Origin of the sequence: Aestuariivirga sp. (genome assembly GCF_046294715.1) — a bacterium.
Classification (GTDB): domain Bacteria; phylum Pseudomonadota; class Alphaproteobacteria; order Rhizobiales; family Aestuariivirgaceae; genus Aestuariivirga.
The window spans coordinates 92,147-117,307 of record NZ_JBKBKI010000006.1 but is presented as its reverse complement, the minus strand read 5'-3'; the positions used below and the strand labels follow the sequence as shown (position 1 = coordinate 117,307).

The 25,161-nt window shown below is 68.4% G+C and carries 21 protein-coding genes; 4 read left to right on the top strand and 17 right to left on the bottom strand.

The window, feature by feature from the left end; all coding sequences use genetic code 11:
- Positions 1-34: 34 nt before the first annotated feature.
- Entirely contained in the window at positions 35-1,012 is a 978-nt protein-coding gene (locus tag ACK4HL_RS06520) for an asparaginase (protein ID WP_409757469.1), read from the bottom strand.
- Positions 1,009-2,232: an MFS transporter gene (locus ACK4HL_RS06515; protein WP_409757466.1), complete on the bottom strand. Its 1,224-nt coding sequence runs from the start codon at positions 2,230-2,232 to the stop codon at positions 1,009-1,011. Before ACK4HL_RS06515 ends, ACK4HL_RS06520 begins: the two co-directional genes overlap by 4 nt.
- Before the next feature lie 114 nt (positions 2,233-2,346).
- Between ACK4HL_RS06515 and ACK4HL_RS06510 the strand changes: the two genes are divergently transcribed.
- Positions 2,347-3,084, top strand: coding sequence for a type 1 glutamine amidotransferase (locus ACK4HL_RS06510; RefSeq protein ID WP_409757463.1), 738 nt, complete (start codon positions 2,347-2,349; stop codon positions 3,082-3,084).
- On the opposite strand, the gene ACK4HL_RS06505 is transcribed toward ACK4HL_RS06510, so the two are convergent.
- Genes ACK4HL_RS06505 through ACK4HL_RS06485 form a run of 5 tightly spaced genes read right to left on the bottom strand, consistent with a single transcriptional unit; the run spans position 3,085 to position 8,679 of the window.
- A complete protein-coding gene (locus ACK4HL_RS06505) occupies positions 3,085-3,669 on the bottom strand; it encodes an amino acid synthesis family protein (RefSeq protein ID WP_409757460.1) in 585 nt (194 codons plus the stop codon). It lies immediately after the preceding gene.
- Positions 3,666-4,250: an amino acid synthesis family protein gene (locus ACK4HL_RS06500; RefSeq protein ID WP_409757457.1), complete on the bottom strand. Its 585-nt coding sequence runs from the start codon at positions 4,248-4,250 to the stop codon at positions 3,666-3,668. The genes ACK4HL_RS06505 and ACK4HL_RS06500 overlap by 4 nt, the downstream gene beginning before the upstream one ends.
- Positions 4,195-5,094: a UPF0280 family protein gene (locus ACK4HL_RS06495; protein ID WP_409757454.1), complete on the bottom strand. Its 900-nt coding sequence runs from the start codon at positions 5,092-5,094 to the stop codon at positions 4,195-4,197. The genes ACK4HL_RS06500 and ACK4HL_RS06495 overlap by 56 nt, the downstream gene beginning before the upstream one ends.
- Entirely contained in the window at positions 5,091-7,841 is a 2,751-nt protein-coding gene (locus ACK4HL_RS06490) for a molybdopterin-dependent oxidoreductase (RefSeq protein ID WP_409757451.1), read from the bottom strand. Before ACK4HL_RS06490 ends, ACK4HL_RS06495 begins: the two co-directional genes overlap by 4 nt.
- 1 nt (position 7,842) lies before the next feature.
- Positions 7,843-8,679 carry an FAD binding domain-containing protein gene (locus ACK4HL_RS06485; protein WP_409757448.1) on the bottom strand — a complete coding sequence of 279 codons (837 nt, stop codon included), beginning with the start codon at positions 8,677-8,679 and terminating at the stop codon, positions 7,843-7,845.
- Positions 8,680-8,844: 165 nt separating this feature from the next.
- On the opposite strand from ACK4HL_RS06485, the gene ACK4HL_RS06480 reads away from it, so the two are divergent.
- The 3 genes from ACK4HL_RS06480 to ACK4HL_RS06470 are packed head-to-tail and all read left to right on the top strand — an operon-like array spanning position 8,845 to position 11,986.
- On the top strand, positions 8,845-10,698 hold the full coding sequence (locus ACK4HL_RS06480; protein ID WP_409757445.1) for an adenylate/guanylate cyclase domain-containing protein: 1,854 nt from the start codon (positions 8,845-8,847) through the stop codon (positions 10,696-10,698).
- Positions 10,699-10,701: 3 nt separating this feature from the next.
- Positions 10,702-11,490, top strand: a complete 789-nt coding sequence (locus tag ACK4HL_RS06475; RefSeq protein ID WP_409757442.1) for a 2-keto-4-pentenoate hydratase — start codon at positions 10,702-10,704, stop codon at positions 11,488-11,490.
- Positions 11,491-11,494: 4 nt separating this feature from the next.
- Positions 11,495-11,986: an ureidoglycolate lyase gene (locus tag ACK4HL_RS06470; protein ID WP_409757439.1), complete on the top strand. Its 492-nt coding sequence runs from the start codon at positions 11,495-11,497 to the stop codon at positions 11,984-11,986.
- Here ACK4HL_RS06470 and guaD read toward each other — a convergent pair.
- The 10 genes from guaD to xdhA all read right to left on the bottom strand — a co-directional run bounded on the left by guaD (position 11,976) and on the right by xdhA (position 25,161).
- Complete coding sequence (gene guaD, locus ACK4HL_RS06465; protein ID WP_409757436.1) at positions 11,976-13,265, bottom strand: guanine deaminase; 1,290 nt, start codon at positions 13,263-13,265, stop codon at positions 11,976-11,978. The two genes, ACK4HL_RS06470 and guaD, sit on opposite strands and share 11 nt — an antisense overlap.
- Positions 13,262-13,759, bottom strand: coding sequence for a 2-oxo-4-hydroxy-4-carboxy-5-ureidoimidazoline decarboxylase (gene uraD, locus ACK4HL_RS06460; RefSeq protein WP_409757433.1), 498 nt, complete (start codon positions 13,757-13,759; stop codon positions 13,262-13,264). Before uraD ends, guaD begins: the two co-directional genes overlap by 4 nt.
- Positions 13,756-15,837 (bottom strand): urate hydroxylase PuuD, encoded by a 2,082-nt coding sequence (locus ACK4HL_RS06455; RefSeq protein WP_409757430.1) that lies wholly within the window; start codon positions 15,835-15,837, stop codon positions 13,756-13,758. The genes uraD and ACK4HL_RS06455 overlap by 4 nt, the downstream gene beginning before the upstream one ends.
- 68 nt (positions 15,838-15,905) lie before the next feature.
- A complete protein-coding gene (locus ACK4HL_RS06450) occupies positions 15,906-16,970 on the bottom strand; it encodes a BMP family ABC transporter substrate-binding protein (RefSeq protein ID WP_409757428.1) in 1,065 nt (354 codons plus the stop codon).
- 30 nt (positions 16,971-17,000) lie between these two features.
- Positions 17,001-17,870 (bottom strand): ABC transporter permease, encoded by an 870-nt coding sequence (locus ACK4HL_RS06445; RefSeq protein ID WP_409757426.1) that lies wholly within the window; start codon positions 17,868-17,870, stop codon positions 17,001-17,003.
- Between the two features lie 4 nt (positions 17,871-17,874).
- A complete protein-coding gene (locus ACK4HL_RS06440; protein WP_409757423.1) occupies positions 17,875-18,954 on the bottom strand; it encodes an ABC transporter permease in 1,080 nt (359 codons plus the stop codon).
- Positions 18,938-20,488 (bottom strand): ABC transporter ATP-binding protein, encoded by a 1,551-nt coding sequence (locus tag ACK4HL_RS06435; RefSeq protein ID WP_409757420.1) that lies wholly within the window; start codon positions 20,486-20,488, stop codon positions 18,938-18,940. Before ACK4HL_RS06435 ends, ACK4HL_RS06440 begins: the two co-directional genes overlap by 17 nt.
- Positions 20,478-21,386 carry a xanthine dehydrogenase accessory protein XdhC gene (xdhC, locus tag ACK4HL_RS06430; protein WP_409757417.1) on the bottom strand — a complete coding sequence of 303 codons (909 nt, stop codon included), beginning with the start codon at positions 21,384-21,386 and terminating at the stop codon, positions 20,478-20,480. The genes ACK4HL_RS06435 and xdhC overlap by 11 nt, the downstream gene beginning before the upstream one ends.
- Complete coding sequence (gene xdhB, locus ACK4HL_RS06425; RefSeq protein ID WP_409757415.1) at positions 21,383-23,695, bottom strand: xanthine dehydrogenase molybdopterin binding subunit; 2,313 nt, start codon at positions 23,693-23,695, stop codon at positions 21,383-21,385. The genes xdhC and xdhB overlap by 4 nt, the downstream gene beginning before the upstream one ends.
- Positions 23,695-25,161 carry a xanthine dehydrogenase small subunit gene (xdhA, locus tag ACK4HL_RS06420; protein ID WP_409757411.1) on the bottom strand — a complete coding sequence of 489 codons (1,467 nt, stop codon included), beginning with the start codon at positions 25,159-25,161 and terminating at the stop codon, positions 23,695-23,697. The genes xdhB and xdhA overlap by 1 nt, the downstream gene beginning before the upstream one ends.

Here is a 25,161-nt window from a genome sequence, read left to right as displayed (position 1 = left end):
CGGCCTTGATCTGGCTCAAGCAAAGATTGCAGCCTCAAAGTTTCAGCCCCCGCACCTCGCCCACCTCGATCTGCCGCCAGTTGCGGAGGTCGTGCTCTCGGAAGCGCTCGAGCGCGGCCTTCTCCTGCGGTGTCCAGACGTCGAGCCCCGCCAGAACCGAGGCCATGGCGACTTCCGAGGCGCGGGACGCGCCGTCATCGCATTTCAGCGCGATCCCGAGGCCTGCATGGGGAATGGCGCCGCAATAGACGCCCTCCGCCCCCGTCTTGATGAAGGCGCGGGGCACGGCCTCCATGAGCAGCGTGTCGAAATCGCCCGTGCCCGCCACCATGAAGGGGTGCGCCCGCACCGCCTCGATGATGCGGCGGCCGGCGGCGAAGTCCGGGCTGGCAAAGCGGGCGAAGCCGAGGGCGAGGTTCCTGAGGGGAATGGCCCAGGTGGGCACCGAGCAGCCGTCGATGCCCACGGGCTGATCGTCGAGGTCGATGTCGCAGAGGATGCCTATGGTGCGGGCGATGGCGCGCTGCACCGGGTGATCGGCTGCGGAATAGCCATGCGGGTCGGCGGCGAGCTGGCGGGCGAGCGCCAGCATGCCGGCATGCTTGCCGGAACAGTTGTTGTGGACCTGCAGGCAGACGCCGCCATGGCGGATGAGGTCGAGGCGCGAGGCCTCGTGATAGGGCCAGTGCGGGCCGCATTCGTAGAGCTCCTCGGTGTTGCCGGCCTTGGCCAGCATCGAGCGTGCGACCCGCAGATGCTCCGCCTCGCCGTTGTGGGAGGAGCAGCAGAGCGCGATCTCCTCTGCGGTGAAGCCGAAGCGGTCGGCGGCTCCGCTCTCGATCACCGGAAGGCACTGGAAGGCCTTGATCGCCGAGCGCGGATAGATCGCGGCGGCGATGCCGCCTTCCGCCGCCACCACGTGGCCCTCGGCGTTCACCACCGCATAGGCCCCTCGGTGCCGGCTTTCGACGATGCCGCCACGGGTGACCTCGGCAATGACGGGATTGATCATGAAGAACGCTCCTTGTGCGGCGGCGCCGCGAGATACCAGGCCAGTGCGATGAGCTGCGCGGCGAGAAAGAGTCCCAGCGCCCAGCTGTAGCCTTCCGGGCTGTAGCCCGAAGCCGTGGCCGGAAACAGCCCGATGACGAAGCCCACCAGATATTGCGAGGCGAAGGCACAGACGAACATGGTGAAGTTGATCGAAGCGTTGGAGCGCCCGGCGAGATCCTTGCCGATATGGGCGGCGAACCACGGGAAGGCCAGCACCGCCACCTGGCCGAAGGCAGCCACCGCCAGCCAGGCCGGGAACATCAGCCCCTCGACCCTGAAGATGATGAGCCCCTGCGCCACCAGATAGAGCAGGTTGAAGCCGAGCATCACCTGCATGGGGCCTATGCCGCGGCGCCCCAGCCTGTCGGCGATCACGCCGACCGCCAGGATGCCCAGCATGAAGGCCACCGCCATGATGAGCAGATGGCGGGCCACCTCCTCGCGCGTGAGGCCCATCACGTCGCGAAGCCACGGGCCTGCCCACAGCGTCTGGATGCCGATCTGCACGCCGGAGGTGAGGGCGAGGAGCGGCGCCACGCGCCAGAACAGCGGCGTGCGGAAGATCGCCATCATCTGCGCGAACTGCTGCCTCAGCGGGGCGGGCTCGCCCACCGTGTCCTTGCGCGGCGCGGCGGCCAGGATGAACAGCGCCGCCATGAGAATCAGCCCGGCGAAAACGGTGAAGGCGTTGCGCCATCCGATCAGCGCCACCAGCCATTCCGTAGGTTCCGTCGCCACCACGAGGCCGAGTGCTCCCACCGCCATGATGGCGGTGTTGGCGAGAGAACGGCGCTCCAGCGGCACCCACGTGGCGGAGGACTTGTAGCTCGCCATCAGCCCCGCCGAGAAGCCGAGGCCGATTACGGCGCGGGCGGCGAAGAGCCCGGCGAAATCCGGCGCCCAGGCAAAGCCGAGGCAGCCGAGCGCGGCGAGGCCCAGGAGGCCCGCCTGCACCCGGCGCGGTCCGTAGCGGTCGAGCAGCACGCCAAGCGGCAGCTGGAACAGCGCGAAGGCACCCAGATAGGCGGCGGTGAGAAGGCCGAGCTCTGCCGGCGAGAGGCCGAAGTCGCTGACGAGGTCGGGCGCCACGACGGCGTTCACCGCCCGCAGCAGGTAGGACATGAAGTAGGCCGCCGCGAAGGGAAGCAGGGCGGTGAGGAGAAGGCGGGAGAGTGTCATGGCTGCAACACTCTCTTCGCAATTCATCGGTAAGGCAACGGTGGGAAAATTATCTCTTGTGAATCGCGCGCGAAGTCTTATGTGCGCGCGTTCAGAGCTTCGTGGGGACCTTCCATGATCAGACGCGCACTGGCCTTCCAGCACATGGACGACGAACCTCCCGGCCTGTTCGGCCGCTTCCTCGAGGAACAGGGAGCGAAGACCGACGTCGTGATGCTGCACAGGGGTGAGGCGATTCCGTCGCTCGCCCCTTATGATTTCCTGCTCGTCATGGGGGGCGCCATGGACGTGTGGGAGGAAGAGGCCCACCCCTGGCTTAAGGACGAGAAGGCGGCGATCCGCGAATGGGCGTGGAACCGGAACAGGCCCTACATGGGCGTGTGCCTGGGGCTGCAGCTCCTGGCGGTGGCCTTGGGCGGCGAGGTGGGTGTCGCCCGCGCGGCGGAGGTGGGCTTCGGCAAGGTCGAGCTCAACGCCCTGGGGCTTGCCCATCCGATGACGGCGGGTCTTCAGCCTTCGCTCAAGGTCATGCAATGGCACCACGCCGAGGTGACGAAGCTTCCCGCCGGGGCCGAGGTGCTGGCATCCTCCAGCGTCAGCCAGGTGCAGATCATGTCGATCGGCCGCGACATGCTGGCCACCCAGTTCCACGGCGAACTCACCCCTGCCCTGATCGACCGCTGGGCCAACATCCCGCAATATCTGGAGTGGCTGGAGGCGGCGATGGGCCCCAACGCCTACGAGCGGTTGAGGGCGCAGTCCCGCCCGCAGATGTCGAAGATCGAGCGGATGAGTCGGATCATGTTCCGCAACCTCGTCTCGACGCGCAAGTCGATCCGCCCGGCGGCGTGATCAGCGCAGCCCGTCCTCGCCCTTGATCTCCGACACCTGAAGCCCGCCCACGCGCGGGAGCGGGCGGCCACCCGTCGTCACCGCCACGGCCACGACGATCTCGTTGGCCCGCGGCGCATCGGTGACGCGCACTTCCATGCCGTCGAAGTGGCTTCGCACGAAGGCCGCATCCTTGTGGCCCAAGGGAATGTCCAGCACCACCCCCATGCCGCCGCGCTTCTTGGAAGAAGGGATCAGCGCTGCGCCCTTGCCGAGCACCTTGCGGAAGGGTGCGCCGAGCTTCGGATGCAGGATGGCGGCAGCGTGTTCGAGCTCGCCGTTCTCGCCCACCGCGGCGGCCTTGCCATAGCTCTCCACCTTGTCGCCGGGAATGCCGAGGGCCGCCACCGCGCGCTCGGCCAACAGCCCCCCCAGCTCCTCGCCCACCTCGACGAGCTCCGAAAGATCGTCCTGGTACTTTCCTGCGAAGGGATTGGCGATGACGGCGATCGCCGCCGCACGGCGGATCGCCGGGGAAACCTCCCGGCCCTGCTCGGAGAGCGTCTCGTCCACCACCGTCATGATCTTGCGGATCTTCGCCTTCATCTCAACCCATCCTCTCCCTTGACGTCCTGCGCGGCGAGCCCGCCGGCGCGGGCGTGAACGCGCGGGCCCGTGGTCATGACCAGAACCACCACCATCTCGTTCGCCTTCGGCGCATCGGGAATTCCCACCTCGATGGCATCGAAGTGGCTGCGCACATAGGAGGCGTTGACATGCGTCACCGGAACGTCGAGCCGCGCGCCGGGGCCGCCCACCTTCTTGGTGGAGGGCACGATCGCCTTGGCGCCGCCGAGCACGTCGCGCATGGCATAACCGCCCGGCGCATGCCAGAGGGCGGCGTGCTCGAGCTCGCCCGCCTCCCCGACGATGGCGCCCTTTCCATAGCCCTCGATCGCTTTCGGGTCGCCGCCCAGCGCCGCCAGAAGCTTCTTCGCCATCGCGAGGCCGAGCGGCTTCAGGTCTTCCATGAAGGGCTGGATCGCCTCGTGGAAGGCGCCGGCGAAGGGGTTCTCGATCACCGCCAGCACCGCGCCCCGGCGCGGCGGCACGGTAGCGACGGGACCACCCTCATGATGGATCTCCTCCACCGAGACGAGGAACTTCCTCACCTTCACGTCCGGCATGCTGCCTCTCCAGTCCCTGCCCCACCATGCGGGTCTCACCCGCCAGGTGCAACGCCGCGGCGGCGATGCGCCCTGTTGCGGCCAGCCTTTCGGCAAAAGCTACACCGGCTTCGAGTGCGGCGGCAATTTCATTCGGGGCCAAAGGGCCCACGGCGCGCGTGACCGGCCTTGCGCCCAGGTCATTGCCCGGCTGGATCTCCTCTGCCGGAACCCGGTGGATCGCCGGATGGCCGGGGAGATCGACCGCGTTGGCGATGAGGGTCGCCGCCGCGTCCGCCATGCTGGCGCGCGCCGCCAGCACCGTCACCGCGTCCGCGATGCCGAGTGAAAAGGACCTCCCGCGCCAGCCGCTGGTGGCGATGCCGCGCACCGGATCGGTGGCTTCGACACGCGCGGTGGCGAAGAGCGCTGGGCCGTCCGGCCCGGCGGCGAGGCCGATGTCGTAGCGCGCACCGGGCGCGAGGTGGAGCGCGATGTCGCCGCCATTGTTGACGAAGGCGCGCGCGAGATGCGCTTCCGCCAGCATCGCAGCGAGGATGTCCTCGGCGACGGAACCCGCCACCGCCGCCATGGGCGTGATGAAGGTCTCCGCCGCGAGCGGAAGCGTGGCCCGCCACATGCGCCGCGCCACCTCGCCCTGGGGCTCCGGCCCGGCGGGCGCCCGGAGCAGCGGCAGTTCGGCGCAGAGCTCGTCCAGCACGGTCTCGAAGCGCGCCTCGGCGGCGCGGTAGGCGCGCGCAATCTGCGTGGGATCGCCATCCGCTCCGATCACCAGGTCGATGGGTCCGTCGTTGAGGTGCAGCCTGCGCCCGTCCGGGAGCATGCGCGCCTGCACGCGGCTCACGGGGTCCGTCGCTCCGCGGCCCTGATGGCGGCGAGCACCCGGTCCGGTGTCGCGGGCGTGCGGGTGATGCGGGCGCCCGTGGCGTGGTGGATGGCATTGAGGATGGCGGGAGCCGTGGGGATCAGCGCCTGCTCGCCGATGCCCTTTGCGCCGAAGGGCCCGGCGGAGGAGGCCCGCTCGATCAGGATCGAGGCGATGGGCGGAACGTCGCCGATCGTCGGGATCAGGTAATCGTGCAGGTTCTCCCCCTTGCCGGGCGTGAACTCCTCCATCAGCGCCATGCCGATCCCCTGGGCGACGCCGCCCTCGATCTGGCCCTCGACGAGGATCGGGTTGATGGCGCGGCCCACGTCATGGGCGGCAACGATGTGAAGTGGCTTCACCGTGCCGAGGCGAAGGTCAACCTCGACCTCGGCCAGATGCGCGCCGAAGCCATAGACGGCGTAGGGCGAGCCCTGGCCGTTCTCGTCCAGCGCGGTGGTGGGCGGATCGAAGCTCTCCTCGGCGCAGACGACATAGCCATGCTCGTCCACCGGCAGGTGTGCAAGGTGCACGGCGCGGAGCACCGAGGGCTCCATCACGATGAGACGGTCCTCGGCGATCTCGAGCACCGCGTCCTCACCGGCATTGGCGAGCCTGAGGAGCTGCCGCCTCAGGGCCAGCCCGGCGCGTTCCGCCGCCTTTCCGGTGACGAAGGTCTGGCGCGAGGCGGAGGTCTTGCCGCAGTCCGGCGTCAGGTCGGTGTCGGGGGAGACGAGATCGACCAGGGAAATGGGCAGCCCCACGGCATCGGCGGCGATCTGGGTGATGACCGTGTTCGAGCCCTGCCCGATGTCCACCGCACCCTGGTGCAGCGACAGGCGGCCATCGGGCTTGAGGGCGAAACGGATGGTGGAAGGGTTGGGAAGCGAGGTGTTGCCGCAGCCATAGAACATGCCTGCGACGCCCACGCCGCGGCGCTTCCGCCCGCCTTGCGCGTTGAAGGCCTCGGCCTTGCGCCGGGCCTCATGCCAGTGGGGCTTCAGCGCCTCGAAGCATTCGCGGATGCCGACGCCGTCACCCATCACCTGTCCGGTGACGGTGGGGGTGTCGTCGGTGAGCGCGTTGCGGATGCGGAAGTCGAGCGCATCGATGCCGAGCTTTTCCGCCAGCATGTCCAGCATCTGTTCCTGGGCGATCACCGTCTGCGGCACGCCGAAGCCGCGGAAGGCCCCGGCCGGAACGCAATGGGTGAGCACCGCACGGCTCTGCGCCCTGTAGTTCGGCACCACGTAGGGCCCGGCCGCATGGACGGGCACGCGGTTCGCCACGGTAGGGCCCCAGGAGGCGTAGGCGCCGGTGTTGAAATCGCCCTCGAAATCCATGGCGAGAAGATCGCCCTCGGGGCTCGCCGCCATGCGCGAATGCATGATGGCGGGGTGGCGCTTGGTGGTGGACTGGATCGACTCCGGCCTTGTGTAGACCATGGCGGCGGGACTTCCGGTGAGCCATGCCGCGAGCGCGACGAAGGGCTGCACCGAGAGATCGAGCTTCGAGCCGAAGCCGCCACCGCACGCCGAGGGAATGATGCGCACGGCCTCCGGCTGAATGCCGAGGATCGCCGCCGTGTCGTCCCTGTCCATGTAGGGCGCCTGGGTCGAGGCGGTGATCTCCACGCGGTTGCCGACGCGCCGCGCCCAGCCGGCCTCGGGCTCGATATAGGCATGCTCGACGAAGCCGGTCTCGAAGCGGCCTTCGACGCTGACAGGGGCACTGGCGAGGGCCTTCGCCACGTCGCCGCGCGCCACCCTGCCCCTGATCAGGACGTTGCCGGACCGGTTGGAATGGAGGAGCGGCGCTGCGGGATCGAGCGCCGCCTCCACGGTGAGCACGGCTTCGCGCTCCTCCCAGGCGACGGGGAAGGCCGAAAGGTCGAGGGCTTCCACCGCGTCTCGCTGCCCTGCCACGGCGGCCACCGCCTCGCCGCGGAAGCGCGCCTCCTCCACCGCGAAGACGGGCTGATCGGCGAAGGGCGGGATGACGCCGAACACGTTGCGCCCGGGAATGTCCCTGGCGGTGAGCACGCGGACAAGGCCGGCATGGGCCGCGACATAGGCCTCGAGGTCTCCGAAGCGAAAGCCGGCGCGGTGGAAGGGCGAGCGCACGGCCCTGACCCACAGCGCGTCGGCCGGCACGGCATCGGCGCCGAAGCGCTCGGTTCCCGCCACCTTGGGCGCACCGTCGAGCCGCGCGATCCTCGCTCCCACGGCCTTGCCCTGCACCGGCGCTGGGTGATGGGCGATCTGGCCCGCCGCGGCATCGGCCACGGCATCGATGATCTTGGCGTAGCCGGTGCAACGGCAGAGCACGCCGCCCAGCGCATCGGCGATCGACTCGCGGCTGGGGGCGGGTTCGCGTTCCAGCAGGGCGGCGGCGGCCACCAGCATGCCCGGCGTGCAGATGCCGCATTGCGCCGCGCCGCGGGCCAGGAAGGCCTGCTGCAAGGCAGCGCCCCTGCCCGTATTCCCCGGCAGGCCTTCCACCGTCACGACGCGGGCGCCTTCCACCTGGGCGGCGGGAACGAGGCAGGCGCAGGCTGTCTCGCCGTCGATCAGCACTGTGCAGGCGCCGCAGTCGCCTGCGTCGCAGCCGCTCTTGGTGCCCGGCGAACCGAGTTCGCGACGCAGCAGTTCGCTCAGCCGCGATTCCAGGCGGGCGTTGCAGGACACGGCAGCGCCGTTCAGCGTGAAGGCGATCGCCTGTGACACCTCAGGGCACTCCCGCAGCGGAATCGAGGGCTTCGCCGACGACGGCGATGGCCGCCTCCAGCCGGTATTGCGCGGTGGCGCGCACGTCGTCGATGGGCGAGAGGCCCGCGAGATGATGCGGCGCGACGAGGGATGACGGCTTGCGGCCCCCCTCCAGACCTTCGAGCGCGCGCTCCAGGTCTACCAGGCGCTGCGCCACGGGGGACGCCGCCCCCACCGCCACGGCGGCGCGCGCGATACGGCCCTGCGCGTCCTTCTCGATCACGGCGGCCGCCATGAGGATCGAGATCACCAGGTAGCGCCGCGCGCCCAGCTTGACGAAGGCGGAACACGCCGAGGCGGCGGGCTTCGGCACGATGACGGCGGTGACGATCTCGCCCCTTTGCAGCGCCGTGCGGCGGTAGCCGGTGATGAAGGCGGAGAGCGGCAGCACGCGCTTGCCCTTCTCCGAGGCGAGCTCGACGCTGGCATCGAGCGTCAGGAGCGGCGGCACGCCGTCGGCGGCAGGCGAGGCGTTGCAGAGATTGCCTGCAATGGTGCCGCGGTTCTGGATCTGGATCGAGCCAACTTCGCGCGCCGCGGCCCTGAGCCCATCGAAGGCGGGCGGCAGGTCGGCCCTGGCGATGGCACTCCAGCTCGTGGCGGCGCCGAAGCGGAAGGCATCGGGCGTCTCCGACATGCCCTTGAGCGCCGCGATGCCGGAGAGATCGACGAGTGGCCGGGCGATCGGCCTTCCGACGTGGGCGGGAAACACGTCGGTTCCGCCCGAAATCGCCATCGCATCGCCCGCGGACAGGGCGGCCGTCGCCTCCTCGATCGTTTGCGGCCTCACATACACGCGCAGGGTTCCCCGGGGAAAACAGTCTCGTTCCTGTGCGATAGTGTCGCCCGGCCGCGAGGCTTGTCAAGGACGGGGCGGGATTTCCATGCGGAATCAAATTGCTATCGATCGGCGTTGACCGTAACTATGGCGCTGCCCCGAGCGGAGGGCGGGAGTGCTTGCGTGGAACGGCGTCTGACGACAATCCTATCGGCCGATGTCGCGGGATATTCGCGCCTGATGGAGCGCGACGAGGCGGGCACGCTGACCGAGCTCATGGAGCGCGAGACCGGCATCGTCAATCCTCTGCTGGCGGGCCAGGAGGGGCGGATCGTCAAGACCCTGGGCGACGGCTTCCTCGCCGAGTTCTCGAGGCCCATCAGCGCCGTGCGTTTCGCGGCGGAGATGCAGCAGGCCTCGGAGGCTCGCAATGCGGGCATTCCCGAGGACCGGCGCATGAGCTTCCGCATCGGCATCCATCTTGCCGAAGTGATCGAGGACCAGAACGACGTGTTCGGCGAGGGCGTGGACGTTGCATCGCGGCTCCAGGCGGTGGCGGAGCCTGGCGGCATCTTCATCTCCGAAGCCGTGCACCAGCAGGTGAAGGGCCAGCTCGCCTATATTTTCGAGGATGCCGGCAAGCGCCAGCTGAAGGATAGCTCCGGCCTGACGCAGGCCTACCGCGTGCGCGACGGGGAGGATGGCACCCCCGCCCCCGGGCGCAAGCGCAGCGCGGCGGCGCATCAGGCATCGATCGCGGTGCTGCCCTTTCTCAACATGAGCGGGGATCCCGAGCAGGACTATTTCAGCGACGGCATCACCGAGGACATCATCACCGATCTCTCGAAGATTTCGGCGCTGTTCGTGGTGTCGCGCAACACGGCCTTCAGCTTCAAGGGGCAGACGGAGGACATCGACCGCATCGCGGCGCGGCTCGGCGTGCAGTATGTGCTGGAGGGCAGCGTCCGCAAGGTGAACGACCGGGTGAGGATCACCGCGCAGCTCATCGACGGGCGCACCAACGGGCATGTCTGGGCCGAGCGCTACGATCGCAAGTTCGATGACATCTTCGAGCTCCAGGATGACATCTCGCATGCCATCGTCGATGCATTGCGGCTGCGCATGCTGCCCAAGGAACGCGAGACGATCAGCCAGCGCCCGACCTTCAACAGCGAGGCCTACCGCTTCTACCTGATGGGGCGGAGCTTCTTCCACCGCGGCCACACCCGGCGCTACCTGAGGCTCGCCAAGCAGATGTTCCAGAGGGCGCTGGACATCGACCCCGACTATGCCGCTGCCCATGCCGGGATCGCCGACTGCAACTCGCACCTCCTCGACGCGGGCGACACGACGATCACCACGAACGAGATCTTCGAGCAGAGCGAGCGGGCGCTGGCCCTCGACCAGAGCCTCGCCGAGGCGCATGCCTCCAAGGGCCTCGCCCTCTACACCGCCGGGCGCTACGAGGAGGCGGAGGCGAACTTCGAGCGCGCCATCGCGCTCAAGCCCGAGCTGTTCGAAGGCTATTTCTTCTATGGCCGCAACTGCTTCAACCGCGGGCAGTTCGGCAAGGCGGCAGCGCTTTTCGGCAAGGCCGCCGAATTCAAGAGCGACGATTTCCGCGCGCTCGGCTTGCAATCGATGTGCTACCAGTCGCTGGGGCGGCTCGAGGACATGCGGACGGCGGCGCGCCGCGCGCTGACGAGGGCCGAAGCAGCGATCGCCGAGCGGCCGGACGATGCCGATGCGCTGGCCTTCGGCGCGGGGCTTCTCGCGGTGCTGGGCGAAACCGAGCGCACCAAGGACTGGGCCGAGCGCGCCTCGATCATCGAGCCCGACGACTTCTACATGCACTACAACATCGCCTGCGCCTTCGCGATCCTGGGCGAGAAGGAGCTGGCGCTCGACCGGCTGGAGCGCATCATGGGGCCTGCCACGCTGAGATCACTCCGGGAGTTCATGCTGCACGACAGCGATCTCGACGTGCTGCGCGACCACCCTCGCTATGCAGGCATCCTGAAGAAACTGGGAGACTGACCGATGACGATTGCGCCGGATTTCGGGGCCGCGGCGGACCTCCTGCTGCGCAACTGGTCCGCCACGACGCGGATCGCGGCACTGCCGGCGGAGATGCGGCCCCGGGACCGGGGCCAGGGCTATGCGGCGGCCGCCGAGGTGGCGCGGCGGAGCGGCAGCGCGGTGGCCGGGTGGAAGATCGCCGCCACCAGCGAGGCTGGCCAGAAGCACATCAACGTCGACGGGCCGATCATCGGGCGCATCCTGAAGAGCAGGCTGCTGGCGCAGGGCTCGACCGTGACGCTGGGTGACAACATCATGCGGGTGGCGGAGGCCGAGTTCGCCTTCGGCTTCGCGAAGGACCTGCCGGCCCGGACGGAGCCCTATCCCGAGGCCGAGGCGCTGGAGGCGGTGGGCTCACTTCACCTCTCGATCGAGGTGCCGGACAGCCGCTACGCCGATTTCACGAAGGTGGGTGCGGCACAGCTCATCGCCGACACGGCCTGCGCCTCCTGGCTGGTGCTGGGGCCGCCGGTGGAGAAACCGTGGCGGCACATCGACCTTTCGGCCCATGCGGTGAAGGCATACCGGAACGGCGAACACGCGGCGGAAGGCACCGGCAACGCGGTGCTGGGGGACCCGCGCAAGGCGCTGGCCTGGTTCGTCAACGAGGCATCGCGTTTCTGCGGCGGCGTGCAGGCCGGCCAGTTCGTGACGACGGGCACCTGCATCGTGCCGATCGCCATCGCGCCGGGCGACGCGGTGCGGATGGAGTATGGCGAACTCGGCGCCATTTCCTGCCGGATCGGGTGAGGCGATGCGGCTCCTCGCGCCGGAACCGCTGACGCGCGCGGGCTTCCGCCCCTTCGGCGAGGTGATCGAGACGGAGGGCGCCTCCGCCATCACCATCAACCAGGGCTTCGCGCAGCGCTTCAACGACCTGGCGCATGTCGACGTCGCGACGGAGGGCGGGGAAACCAATGTGAGCCTGTTCCTCGGCCAGCCGCGGCCCGTGCCCATCGCCATCCGCCTCATGGAACGCCATCCGCTCGGCAGCCAGCTGTTCTATCCGCTGCAGGACCGGCCGTGGCTGGTGCTGGTGGCGGCGGACCCGCACGATGTCGCGAGCTACCGCGCCTTCGCGGCGACGGGGCGCCAGGGTGTGAACTATGCGCGCAACGTGTGGCACCACCCGCTGCTGGTGTTCGATGCGGAGAGCCGCTTCCTGGTGGTGGACCGCAAGGGGCCGGGCAACAATCTCGAGGAAGCATGGTTCGAGGAAAGCTTCGTCTTCGGCCTCACGCCGTGAGCCGGTCGTGGAGCTTGCGGCCCTTGACATAGGTGGCGCGCACCGCGCGGTCGTCGCCCAGGATCATCAGCGAGAAGAGAACGTCCTCCAGCGTTTCCGAGACCTCCTGGCGGCTTTCGAGCACGGGGGTGGCGCGGGGGTCCAGCACCACGAGATCGGCGAATTTCCCGGGTTCGAGGGCGCCGGTCTCATGCCCGATCCTCAGCCGCTCGGCATTGCCGCGGGTGGCCATGGCGAAGAGTTCGAAGGCCGATGGCTTGTAGCCCACCAGCATCTGCACCTTGTAGGCCTCGCCGAGCGTCGCCAGCATCGAATAGCTCGTGCCGCCGCCGACATCCGTGGCGATGCCGACGTGCACGGGGCGCTCTGCCTTGCGAAGATGCGGCATGGACATGAGGCCGGAGCCGAGGAAGGTGTTCGACGTGGGGCAATGGACGACGGTGGAGCCCGTTTCCGAGAGCCTGGCGCATTCGCGCTCGGAGAGGTGAATGCCGTGGGCGAAGAGGCTGCGCCCGCTCAGCAGGCCGAAACTGTCATAGACGTCGGTGTAGTCCTTCGCGTTCGGAAAGAGGCTGGCGACGAAGGCGATCTCGCCCGGGCTCTCGGAAAGATGCGTCTGCATCAGTGCGCCGGGAAGAGCGCTGAGGAGTTCGCCGGAGACGCGCAGCTGCGCATCTGACGAGGTGACGGCGAAGCGCGGCGTCACGGCATAGCGGAGCCGGCCGCGGCCGTGCCAGGCGCGGTAGAGTTCCTCCGACTCGCGGGCGCCGGTCTCCGGATCGTCCTGGACGGCGGGAATCGCGTTGCGGTCCATCATGGTCTTGCCGGTGACGAGAGCCATGCCGGCCGATTCCGCCGCGGCGAAGAGCGCATCGGCACAGGCCTTGTGCACGGAGCAGAAGGCGAGAGCCGAGGTGGTGCCGTGCCGGAAAAGTCGGGCAAGGAAGAGACGGGCCGCTTCCTTTGCATGGGCAGGATCGGCGTAGCGGCTTTCCTCCGGGAAGGTGAAGCGGGTGAGCCAGTCCAGCAGGTCCTTCCCCGGGGCGGCGAGAATGCGGAATTGCGGGAAATGGATGTGCGCGTCGACGAAGCCCGGCATGACGATCATGTCGCCGTAATCATGCCGTTCCGCCTGGCGGAAGGCATGGGGCAGCAAGGGCTGCGGGCCGGACCACAGGACCGTGCCGTCGTCGCCGACGGCGATCGCCCCCCTGCCCTCGTGCACCGGGCTGCCCCCGGCGGTGAAGCTCAGCGTCTGGCCGGTGACGACATGGGTCATGGCGACACGCGATCCTCGAGGCGGAAGCGGAAGATGCGGCAGACCTGCTCGAGCGCCGTTTCGAATTCCTTCTCGGGCGCGTTGCCGATGCGGGCCTCGAAGCTCTCGAGGATCATGTGGCGGGTGGCTCCCTTGACGGCGAAGATGAAGGGAAAGCCGAAGCGCTCCCGGTAGCGCGTGTTGAGCGCGGTGAAGCGGGCGAATTCATCGGGCGAAAGGGAATCGAGGCCGGCGCCCGCCTGCTCCTTCGAGGAATCCTGCGTGAGCTTCGCCCGCGTGGCAAGATCGGGGTGGGCACGAATCAGGTTCAGCTGCGCATCGCGATTGGCGGCGCGTAACGCGTGCGCGAAGGAGGCGATCATGGCCTCGCGCCCGGCGAAGGGGCGGAAGGACGCCGCCTCGCGCGCCACCCAGGGCGAATGCTCGGCGACATCGCCGAAAGCCGCCAGGAATTCCTGCGGCGGCATGGCGTTGACCTGTTCGATGCCGTTCATTGCTTCGCGATCCATGTTCCGAGCTTGGCGCGCTCCTCCTCCGTCATCTTCGTGCGGTTGCCGAGCGGCATGGCGCGGTTCTCCACCGCCTGGACGCGCACCTTGGCGGCATAGCGCCGGAGCTCGCCGATGGTTTCGAGTTCGACGCCCTTGGGAGCGACCTTGGTGGCCGCGTCCGTGGGTGTTGCGGCATGGCAGGTGGCGCAGCGCGACTGGACGATCGAGAGCGCTTCCTGGTCCGTCACCTCGCCGTTGAAGAGCATGAGCGCGCGGGGCTCGGTGATGAGGAGGGCCAGGGCGAGCGCGCCGCCGATGAGCGGCAGCGCCCAGGCGATCTCCGCATGGGAGTCTCCCACCTCGGTGCGCAAGAGGAAGAAGCGCGCCAGCCCGCCGCCCAGGATGACGAGGCCTGCCAGCGCCCAGGCCTGCGGATGATCCGTGAGCATCGGGAAGTGGTTGGAGATCATGGTGGCGAGCACCGGCAGCGTCAGATAGGTGTTGTGCAGCGAGCGCTGCTTGCCGGTGAGGCCCAGCTTCGCATCCGGCTTCTCGCCCTTGAGAAGGGCCGCCGTGATCTTCCGCTGGTTGGGGATGATGACCATGAAGACGTTGGCCGCCATGATCGTGCCGATCAGCGCGCCGGTGTGGATGAAGGCGCCGCGCCCGGAAAAGAACTGCGTGTAGGCGAAGGCGAAGGCGAGAAGCATGGCGAAGAGGCAGAGCGCCAGAAGGCCGGTGTTCTGCCCGATGGGAGAGCGGCAGAGCGCGGTGTAGAGCACCCAGCCGAGCGCCAGGCTCGCCACCGAGATGGCGATGGCCTGCCATGGCGCGAGCGGCATCACGGCGGGGTCGATCAGGTAGCTTTCCGCCTGGAAATAATAGAGCACGACCAGCAGCAGGAAGCCGGTGAGCCAGGTGAGATAGGCCTCCCACTTGAACCAGATCAGGTGCCTCGGCAGGGTTTCAGGCGCCGTGAGGTATTTCCGCACGTGGTAGAAGCCGCCGCCATGCACCTCCCAGGCCTCGCCCGCGACGCCCCGCGGCATGGCCTCCGCCTTGCGGAGCGAAAAATCGAGCGCCACGAAATAGAACGACGTGCCGATCCAGGCGATGCCGGCGATCATGTGGCCCCAGCGGATCAGGAGGTTCGCCCAATCGAGCGAGAGGAGCGGTGCGGAGGAAAGCCACCAGGCGAGGCCGAGGGAAAGGAAGATCACGGGGAGCGTCCAGGCGATCTTCGGCAGCGGATCGCCCACCTCGTGGCGGACGAGGAAGTGCCGCAATGCCGCGCCGCCGACGAAGATCAGCCCCACCAGCAGCCAGGCGTTGGGTGCATCGGTGATCATCGCGAAGTGGTTCGAGATCATCATCAGCAGCACGGGCAGCGTGAGATAGGTGTTGTGGAGCGAGCGCTGCTTGCCGATGGCGCCGAGGCGGGCATCCGGCGTCTCGCCGCGGATCAGGGCGGCGGTGATCTTCCGCTGGTTGGGGATGATCACCATGAAGACATTTGCCGCCATCATGGTGCCGGCGATGACGCCGACATGGATGAAGGCGCCCCGGCCCGAGAAGACGTGGGTAAAGAGGACGGCGAAGGCGATGACGAGCGCCAGCACGCAGGCCGCGAGAAGCCCGGCGTTGCGGCCGACGGGCGAGCGGCAGAGCCCGTCATAGAGGGTCCAGCCGGCAATGATCGAGGCCAGCGACAGGAGGATCGCGGCCCAGGGTGCGAGATCCAGCACGGCGGGATCGATCAGGTTGGCGCGCGGGTCCAGGTAATAGACGGCGGCGAGCAGGAAGAAGCCCGAAACCCAGGTGAGATAGGCCTCCCACTTGAACCATGTGAGGTGCTCCGGCAGGCGTGCGGGTGCCGAGAGGTATTTCTGCACTTGGTAGAAGCCGCCGCCATGCACCTCCCAGGCCTCGCCGCGCACGCCTTCGGGAAGACCGTCTCGGCTTTTCAGGGAGAAGTCGAGCGCGACGAAATAGAAGGATGTGCCGATCCAGGCGATGCCGGCGACCATGTGGCCCCAGCGAAGGAGGAAGTTCAGCCAATCGGCGATGAAGGGCTCGGGCATTAAGCTTCTCGTGAAAGCGCCTGCCGGGGATTGCTCCCGCGGCAGGCGCCGGTTGTGGTATCCCGCGCTTACTGCGGCAGCTTGTCGTCGATACCCTTGACGTACCAGTTCATGCCGAGGATGTCGCCGTCGGGGAGCGGCTTGCCCGCCTCGCCGACCACCGTGCCGTCCTGCTTGGTGACGGGGCCGGTGAAGGGGTGGAGCTTGCCGGTCTTGATCGCCTCGGCCGTCTCGGCCGCCATCTTGGCGACGTCCTCCGGCATGTTGGTGAAGGGCGCCAGGTTCACCGTGCCTTCGGCCATGCCATCCCATGAGGACTGGGACTTCCAGGTGCCGTCGATCACCTGGCCGACGCGGCGGATGTAATAGGGCGCCCAGTTGTCGACGATGGCGGTGAGCTGCGCCTTGGGGGCGAACTTGATCATGTCGGAAGCCTGGCCGAAGCCGATGGCGCCCGCCTTCTCGGCCTCCTGCAGCGGGGCGGCGGAATCGGTGTGCTGGGAGAGCACGTCGGCGCCTTGGCTCAGCAGCACCTTGGCGGCGTCGGCTTCCTTGCCGGGGTCGAACCAGGTGTTGGCCCAGACGATCTTGACCTTGAAATCCGGGTTGACCGACTGCGCACCCAGCATGAAGGCGTTGATGCCGGCGATGACCTCCGGGATGGGGAAGGAGGCGATGTAGCCTGCCGTGCCCGTCTTCGACAGCTTCGCGGCGATCTGGCCGATCACGTAGCGGCCCTCGTGGAACTTGGCGTTGTACGTCGTCACGTTGTCGGCCGTCTTGTAGCCGGTGGCGTGCTCGAACTTCACGTCCGGAAACTTCTTGGCCACCTTGAGCGTGGGCTCCATGAAGCCGAAGGAGGTGGTGAAGATGATGTTGCAGCCGTCGCGGGCGAGGCGTTCGATCGCGCGCTCCGAATCGGCCTCTGGCACGCTGGCGACATAGGCAGTTTCCACCTTGTCGCCGAAATGCGCCTTCACCGCCTCGAGGCCCTGGTGGTGCTGGTAGGTCCAGCCGAAATCCTCCACTGGGCCGACATAGACCCAGCAGGCCTTGGTGGCGGCCGAGGCCGATGCCGCGGCGGCGCCCAGCGCCACGACGGCGGCCGCAGCCGACATGAGCAGTTTCTTCATTTCGACGTCTCCTTGTTCAACGTTTTTTCTTCAGCGGTCAGGCACGAACGGCTGGCCCAGCGAGGCCGGCGTATTCTTTCTCATCATCACCCGGTTGCCGGAGATGATCACGAGAACGACGATGGTGACGAGATAGGGAAGCGATGACAAGAACTGGGAGGGAATTCCCCAGCCTTTTGTTTGCACCACGAAGGACAGGATGGAGATGGTGCCGAAGAGATAGGCGCCGAGCAGCGCGCGCCAAGGGAGCCAGGAGGCGAAGACGACCAGCGCCAGCGCGATCCAGCCCCGCCCCGACGTCATGTTCTCAATCCATTGCGGCGTATAGACGAGGGAGAGATAGCCCCCCGCAAGGCCGGCGCAGGCTCCGCCGAACAGCACACAGAGGTAGCGTACCCGGATGACGCCATAGCCCAGCGCATGGGCGGAGGCGTGGCTGTCGCCCACGGCGCGCACGATGAGCCCCACCTTGGTGCGGAACAGGACATAGGAGACCGCCGCCGTGAGCAGCACGGCGAAGGGGATCAGCGGGTCGATGCCGCCGATGCCCGGCAGCTTGACGCCGGGCTGGCCGACGAAGGCCTCGCCGATCTGCCCCGAAAGCCCGAGGCCTAGCAGCGTCAGCGCGAGGCCGGTCGCCACCTGGTTCGAGACGAGGGTGAGCGTCAGGAAGCCGAACAGCAGCGACATGGCCATGCCGGCGGCCACCGCCGCCAGGACGCCCATCCAGGGCGAGCCCGTCCAGTAGGCGGCGCCGAAGCCGCAGACGGCACCCATCACCATCATGCCCTCGACGCCGAGATTGAGGACGCCGGAGCGCTCGACCACCAGTTCGCCGATGGCGGCGAAGAGAAGGGGCGTCGCCGCGGTGAGGATGATGAAGACGATGCTCAGGTCCATGGCGCTATCCCGGCACCGTGTGAGCCCGCGCCCGTGCGGTTTCGATCCTCACGCGGTAGAGGATCAGCGTGTCGCAGGCGAGGAGGAAGAAGAGGAGAATGCCCTGGAACACCCGGGCGATCTTGTCCGACATGCCGAGCGAGACCTGCGCGCTTTCGCCGCCGATGAAGCTCAGGGCAAGGAGAAGGCCCGCCACCACGACGCCCAGCGGGTTCAGCCGGCCGAGGAAGGCAACGATGATGGCGACGAAGCCGTAGCTCGGCGAATAGGGCGTCTGGAGCTGGCCCGAGATGCCCATCACGTCGGATGCGCCGGCGAGCCCGGCCAGCGCGCCGCTGAGGAGGAAGCAGAAGAGGACCGCGCCCCTGTTCGAGAAGCCCGCGAAGCGCCCGGCGCGGGGAGCCGCCCCCAGCACCTGGAGCTCGAAACCCTTCAGCATGCGCGTCATCATGAAGAACAGCGCAACCGCCGCCACGAGCGCGAACAGCACGCCCAGATGAATGTCGCCCCAGCGCGGCAGAAGCTGCCAGCCGTCGAAATTGACAGTCTTGGGGAAGTTGAAGCCCTGCGGGTCGCGCCAGGGCCCGCGCACCAGCCAGTCGAAGAGATATTGCGCCACATAGACCAGCATCAACGAGGTGAGGATCTCGTTGGCGCCGAAGCGGTTCCTGAGAAGCGCCGGGATCGCCGCCCAGGCCATGCCGCCGGCGACGCCGAGCGCCAGCATGACCAGCATCACCTCCGGCGTCTGCCAGGAGGAGAAATAGACGGGGACCATGCCCGCCAGCAGTGCGCCGAGGATGAACTGCCCCTCGGCGCCGATGTTCCAGACATTGGCGGAATAGCAGACGGCGAGGCCGGCGCCGATGAGGACGAGCGGCGCTGCCTTGACGAGAAGCTGCTCGCGCGCCCAGTCCTGCGTCAGCGGTTCGACGAAGTAGATGAAGAGCGCTTCGAAGGGATTGAGCCCGCGCAGCGCGAAGATGATGCCGCCGGCGATCACAGTGAGGCAGAGCGCGATCACCGGCGAGAGCACCGCCATCTTCGCCGAATGCTCCGCCCGTTTCTCAAGCACGAGGCGCATGGGCGCTCTCCTTCAGTTCATGGGCGCCCGCCATGAGGAGGCCGATCTTCTCGGCGTCGAGCTCTGCGGCGGGATAGGCCTCGGAGAGTTCGCCGCGCGAGATGACGGCGATGCGGTCGGCGATCTCGAATATCTCGTCGAGGTCCTGGCTGATGACGAGCACGGCGGAGCCCTGCCGCGCCAGGTCGACAATGGCCTGGCGGATGGTGGCGGAGGCCCCGGCATCGACACCCCAGGTCGGCTGGTTGACGACGAGCAGGCCGGGCCTGCGGTCGAGCTCGCGGCCGATCACGAATTTCTGCAGGTTGCCGCCCGACAGCGCGCGCGCCTCGGGATCGGGTTTGCCCTTGCGCACGTCGAACTCCTTGCCGACGCGGGCGCTGACGTCTGCCGCGACGTCGCTCCGCACCATGCCGGACTGGACGAGGGCGCGATCGGAGGCGTGGCGCGTGAGCACCACGTTGCGCGACAGGGTGAAGCCCGGCACGGCGCCATGGCCCAGCCGCTCTTCCGGCACGAAGGCGGCGCCGAGCCTCCGCCGGGCATTGACGCCAAGATGTCCCGCGGGCCTGCCGTCGATCGCCAGCATGGCGGCCGAGGCAAGCCGGCGCTCGCCCGAGACGGCATCGAAGAGCTCCGACTGGCCGTTGCCGGCGACGCCCGCGATGGCGACCACCTCGCCCGTCCTCACCTCGAGCGAGATGTCCTTGAGCGCGACCGCGAAGGGCCCGTCCGCCGGAAGCCGCAGATGATCGAGCCTGAGGCGCACCGCGCCATCGTTGCCGCGGCGCTCGGCGCGCACGACGTGGATGTCGCCGCCGACCATGAGACGCGCCAGGCTCGCCGCCGTTTCCTGCATCGGGTCGACATTGGCGACGACCTTGCCGTGGCGGAGGATCGTGACGTTGTGGCAGAGCCGCTTCACCTCCTCCAGCCGATGGCTGATGTAGATGACCGCGCAGCCCTCCGAGGCGAGGCGCTGCAATGTGAGGAAGAGCTGGTCCGCCTCCTGCGGGGTGAGCACGGCGGTGGGCTCGTCCATGATGAGGAGCTTCGGCTCCTGCAGCAGGCAGCGGACGATCTCGATGCGCTGGCGCTCGCCCACCGAGAGATCGGCGACCACGGCCGAGGGCTCGAGCGGGAGGCCATAGTCGCGCGAGACGCGGGTGATGCGCTCGGACAGCTTCCTCATGTCGAAGGCGCCGGGCATGGCGAGCGCGATGTTCTCCGCCACCGTCAGGGTCTCGAACAGCGAAAAATGCTGGAACACCATGCCGATGCCGAGCTTGCGGGCCGCCGCCGGGCTCTGGATGGAGACGGGCTTTCCCATCCAGCGGAATTCGCCGGAGGTGGGCTGCAGGGCACCGTAGATCATCTTGACGAGGGTGGACTTGCCCGCCCCGTTCTCGCCGAGAAAGGCATGGATTTCCCCCGGCTTCACCTTGAGAGTCACGTCGTCATTGGCCTTCAGCGTGCCGAAGACCTTGGTGACGTGAAGCGCCTCGAGGAGGAATTCCATTGCGTCAGCCTGCATTTCTGGCGGGCAACATGCCTTGGGACGCCCGCGCTGACAATGCCTCATCGAGAAGGATGAGCTGCGCCGCCGCCGAGACGGCGATGGCCGCCGGATGCTTGGAGCGGATGCCGCCCGCGCCGATGGGGCAGATGAGGCCGGTTACCCGGGCCTCATCGACGCCCGCCTCGCGCAGGCGCTTCTCGAAGCGGGCGCGCTTGGTGGCGCTGCCGATCACCCCCACCTCGGCGATGGCCGGGTTGCGCAGCGCCGCATCGACGATGGCGAGGTCCAGCGCGTGGGAGTGGCTCATGACGAAAGCGAGCGAACCCCGGGGGGCGGCGGCCACGACGCCGAGCGGGTCCCCCGCGATCAGGGTGACGTTCCCCGGGACGGCGGCAGGAAAGGCCTCGGGACGCGGATCCGACCAGGTGACGTCGAAGGGCAAGGGGGCGAGCGCCAGAACCAGGGCGCGGCCGACATGGCCCGCGCCGAAGAGCAGCACGGCGCGGCGCACCTCGCCGAAGCGCTCGGCGATCCCGGCTCCGGGGAGACGGCCCGTCAGGGTGAAGGGCCCCTGCTCCTCGCGCGCCGCCAGCGCCTGCGCCTCGGGGAGTGACGATGCATCGAAGCTCTCGACCGCCAGCGTCACCCTGCCGCCGCAGCACTGGCCGAGATCGGGGCCGAGCGACTGGCGGACCGTCCTGACGGCGCGTGGCTTGCCGAGCAGCGCCTGGGCTTCCGCCAGCGCCTTCCATTCCAGCGTGCCGCCGCCGATGGTGCCGTGGAAGCCCTGAGGCGTCACCACCATGCGGGCTCCCTCCTCGCGCGGGACGGAACCCTCCGCCTTCACGACCGACACCATGGCGCATGTGCCATGCGCCTCCAGTGCCCGGGCGATGAGGGCCCAAACCTTCATTGAGTCATTCCCTTTACCGCCCGGAGGATGGCCTCGGGCGTCGCCGGCGCGTCCAGCCGGGGGATTTCCCCCGGCTTCAGACCGGCAATGGCGTCGAACACCGCCGTCCATACGGAAATGCCGAGCATCAGCGGCGGTTCGCCCACGGCCTTGGAGCGGTAGATGGTGTTTTCCTTGTTGCCGCGCGATTCAAAGAGGCTGACGCGGAAATCCGCCGGCACGTCCGAGGCGCAGGGAATCTTGTAGGTCGAGGGCGCGTGGGTGCGGAGCCTGCCCTGCGCATCATAGACCAGCTCCTCCACGGTGAGCCAGCCCATGCCCTGCACGAAGCCGCCCTCCACCTGGCCGATATCGAGGGCGGGATTCAGCGACCTGCCAACGTCATGGAGGATATCCACCCGGTCCACCCGCATCTCGCCCGTGAGCGTATCCACCGTCACCTCGGAACAGGCCGCGCCATAGGCGAAGTAGAAGAAGGGGCGACCTTTCGCCTTCGCCCTGTCCCAGGCGATCTTCGGCGTGGCGTAGTAGCCGGTGGAGGAGAGCGAAATGCGCGCGATGTGGGCCTGGCGCGCCAGATCTCCGAATGCGATGGAGCGGTTGCCGATCAGCACCTGGCCGTCCTCGAAGCGGATGCGCGATTTCGGCACCTTCCAGTTCCGCGCGGCAAAATCCGTCAGGCGCTTCCTGATGGTGGCGGCAGCCTGCTTCGCCGCCATGCCGTTCAGATCCGCGCCGGAGGATGCGGCGGTGGCGGAGGTATTCGGCACCTTGCCCGTGGTGGTGGCGGTGATGCGCACGGCCGCGGGCGCGATGCCGAATTCCTCGGCCACCACCTGCGCCACCTTGGTGTAGAGCCCCTGCCCCATCTCGGTGCCGCCGTGGTTCAGGTGCACCGAGCCATCCGTGTAGACATGGACGAGTGCGCCCGCCTGGTTCAGGTGCGTCAAGGTGAAGGAGATGCCGAACTTCACCGGCGTGAGCGACAGGCCCTTCCTCAACACGGCATTGGAGCGGTTGAACTGGGCGATCTCCCGGCGGCGGGCGCGGTAATCCGCGGAGCGCTCCAGCTGCTCGATGACGGCTGGCGCGATGTTGTCCTCGACCTTCATGCCGTAGGGCGTCGTGTCCCTGCCCTCGGCATAGAGGTTGGCCTTGCGCACGTCGAGCGCGTCTTGTCCCGTGCGGATGGCGATCGCCTCCATCATGCGCTCGGCGAAGAGCATGCCCTGCGGGCCGCCGAAGCCGCGGAAGGCGGTGTTGGAGACGGTATGGGTGCGCAGGCGGCGGGTGGCGATGCGGACGGCGGGGTAGAAATAGGCGTTGTCCGCATGGAACATGGTGCGGTCGCAGATGGCGTTGCTCAGGTCAGCCGAGTAGCCGCAGCGCGCGAGGAAATCGACGTCGACGCCGAGGACGCGGCCCTTCGCGTCGAAGCCGGCCTTGTAGTCGACGCGGAAATCATGGCGCTTGCCGGTCATGATCATGTCCTCGTCGCGGTCGAGCCGGCACTTGGCGGGGCGGCCGGTGACGCGCGCGGCGAGGGCGGCGAGGCAGGCCCATTGCGCCGCCTGGCTCTCCTTGCCGCCGAAGGCCCCGCCCATGCGGCGGCACTCGACCGTGACCATCGCCGCCGGCACGTGCAGCATGTGGGCGAGGAGGTGCTGCACCTCGGAAGGGTGCTGCGTGGAACAGTGGACGGTCACCGCGCCATGCTCCTCCGGCACGGCGAGGCTCACCTGGCCCTCCAGATAGAAGTGCTCCTGGCCGCCGATGCGGAAGCTCTCGGCAATGGAGAGCGGAGCGGCGGCGACGGCCTTCGCGGCATCGCGGCGCGTGAAGGCATAGGGCTCGCCCACGTCGCGCGTGTCCATGGCGAGGGCGTCTTCCACCGTGACGGCGGGCTGCTCCGCCGAAACCTCGATCTGCGCCAGCCTTGCGGCGCGGCGGGCAGCCTCACGGGTTTCCGCGACGACGGCGAAGACCGGCTGGCCGTGGAACAGGATCCGGCCGTCGGCGAGGATCGGGTCTCCCCCGGTGGTGGGGCTGCATTCGTTGACGCCGGGGATGTCCTTGGCGGTGAGCACCGCGACGACGCCAGCGGCCTTCTCGACGGCGGAAAGATCGAGGGCCCCGATGGCGCCGACCGCACCTTCCTTCGCGAAGGCCGGATAGACGTGGAGGAGGCCTTCCGGCTCGCGCAGGTCGTCCACATAGGCGGCAGCGCCCTGCACGTGGAGTTCGGCGCTGTCATGGGCGAGCGCCCTGCCCACCGTTTTCGTCTCGATGCTGCGGCGGGCCAGCGCCATCACGCCACCGCCTTTCTCTCGCCCACCACGCGGGTGGCGGAGGCGCCATCGATCTCCATCAGCGCCTTGAGAAGCAGCCTCTGCGCCACCTCCAGGCGATAGGCGGCGGAGGCGCGCATGTCCGAGATCGGCTGAAAGTCTCCCGCCAGTGCTGCAATGGCCGCCTGCCAGGTGGCGCGGTCGTCGAGGGATGCGCCCCTGATCGCCGCTTCCGCCGCGGCGGCGCGCTTCGGCGTTGCCGCCATGCCTCCGAAGGCGATGCGGGCGGAGGCGATGCGGCGCTCGTCCAGCGTGAACCTGAAGGCGGCCATGACGGCGGAAATGTCCTGGTCGAAGCGCTTCGATATCTTGTAGGCGCGGAAGACCTCGCTGGCGGCGAGCTTCGGCACGTCGATGCGCCAGACGAGCTCACCCGGCTTCCGGTCCTGCTTGCCATAGGCGATGAAGAAATCCTCGAGCGGCAGGCTGCGCGTTCTCGCACCATGGCGGAGATGCAGCTTGGCGCCGAGCGCAATCAGCATCGGCGGCGTGTCGCCGATGGGCGAGCCGTTGGCGATGTTGCCGCCCACGGTGCCCGAGGCCCGCACCTGCGTGGAGCCGAGGCGGCGCAGGACTTCGGCGACGTCGGGATCGATGGCGGCGAGTGCGGGCATGGCCTCGGCATAGGTGGCGGCGGCGCCGATTGCGACGTGACCGCCCTCGTCGGAAACCCCGTGCAGCGCCTTGACGCCGCCCGTCAGGATGATCTTCGGCAGCTGCCGCAGCTGCTTGGTGATCCACAGGCCGACATCGGTGGCGCCCGAAACGATGGTGGCGTCCGGATGTTCCGCCGCGAGCCGCGCCAGCGTCTCCGCGCGGGCGGGCCGGGCGATGAAGCTGTCATGTGTGCCGATGAAGACGTCGGCCCCGTCGTCGAGCGCGGCGAGCTGCGCGGCGGCCTCGGCGGCACCCCTCGCCCAGCGGTCCGCCGCGATTCCTGTGCAGGAGGCCGCAGCGGCATCGAGGATGGGACGGTAGCCCGTGCAGCGGCAGAGATTGCCGGCGATGTGCGTGGCGATCTCGGCGCGCGTGGCGGGTTTGCCGGAGTGATAGAGCGTGAAGAGCGACATGACGAAGCCCGGCGTGCAGAAGCCGCATTGCGAGCCATGGGCTTCGACGAGGGCCTGCTGCACCGGGTGGAGCGCTCCCTCATCCGCCAGATCGTCGACCGTCACCAGTTCCTTGCCGTCGAGCTGGCCCACGAGCAGGATGCAGGCGTTGACAGGCTCGTAGACGACCCTGCCGTTCCGCAGCGTGCCGATCGCCACGGTGCAGGCGCCGCAATCGCCCTCGTTGCAGCCTTCCTTCGTTCCCCGCGCCCGCTGACCGAGGCGGAGGTGATCGAGCACCGTGCGCATCGGCGGCACGTCGGCGAGTTCGACGACGCGGCCGCGGCGCAGGTAGCGGATGGAAGAACGGGCGGTCAC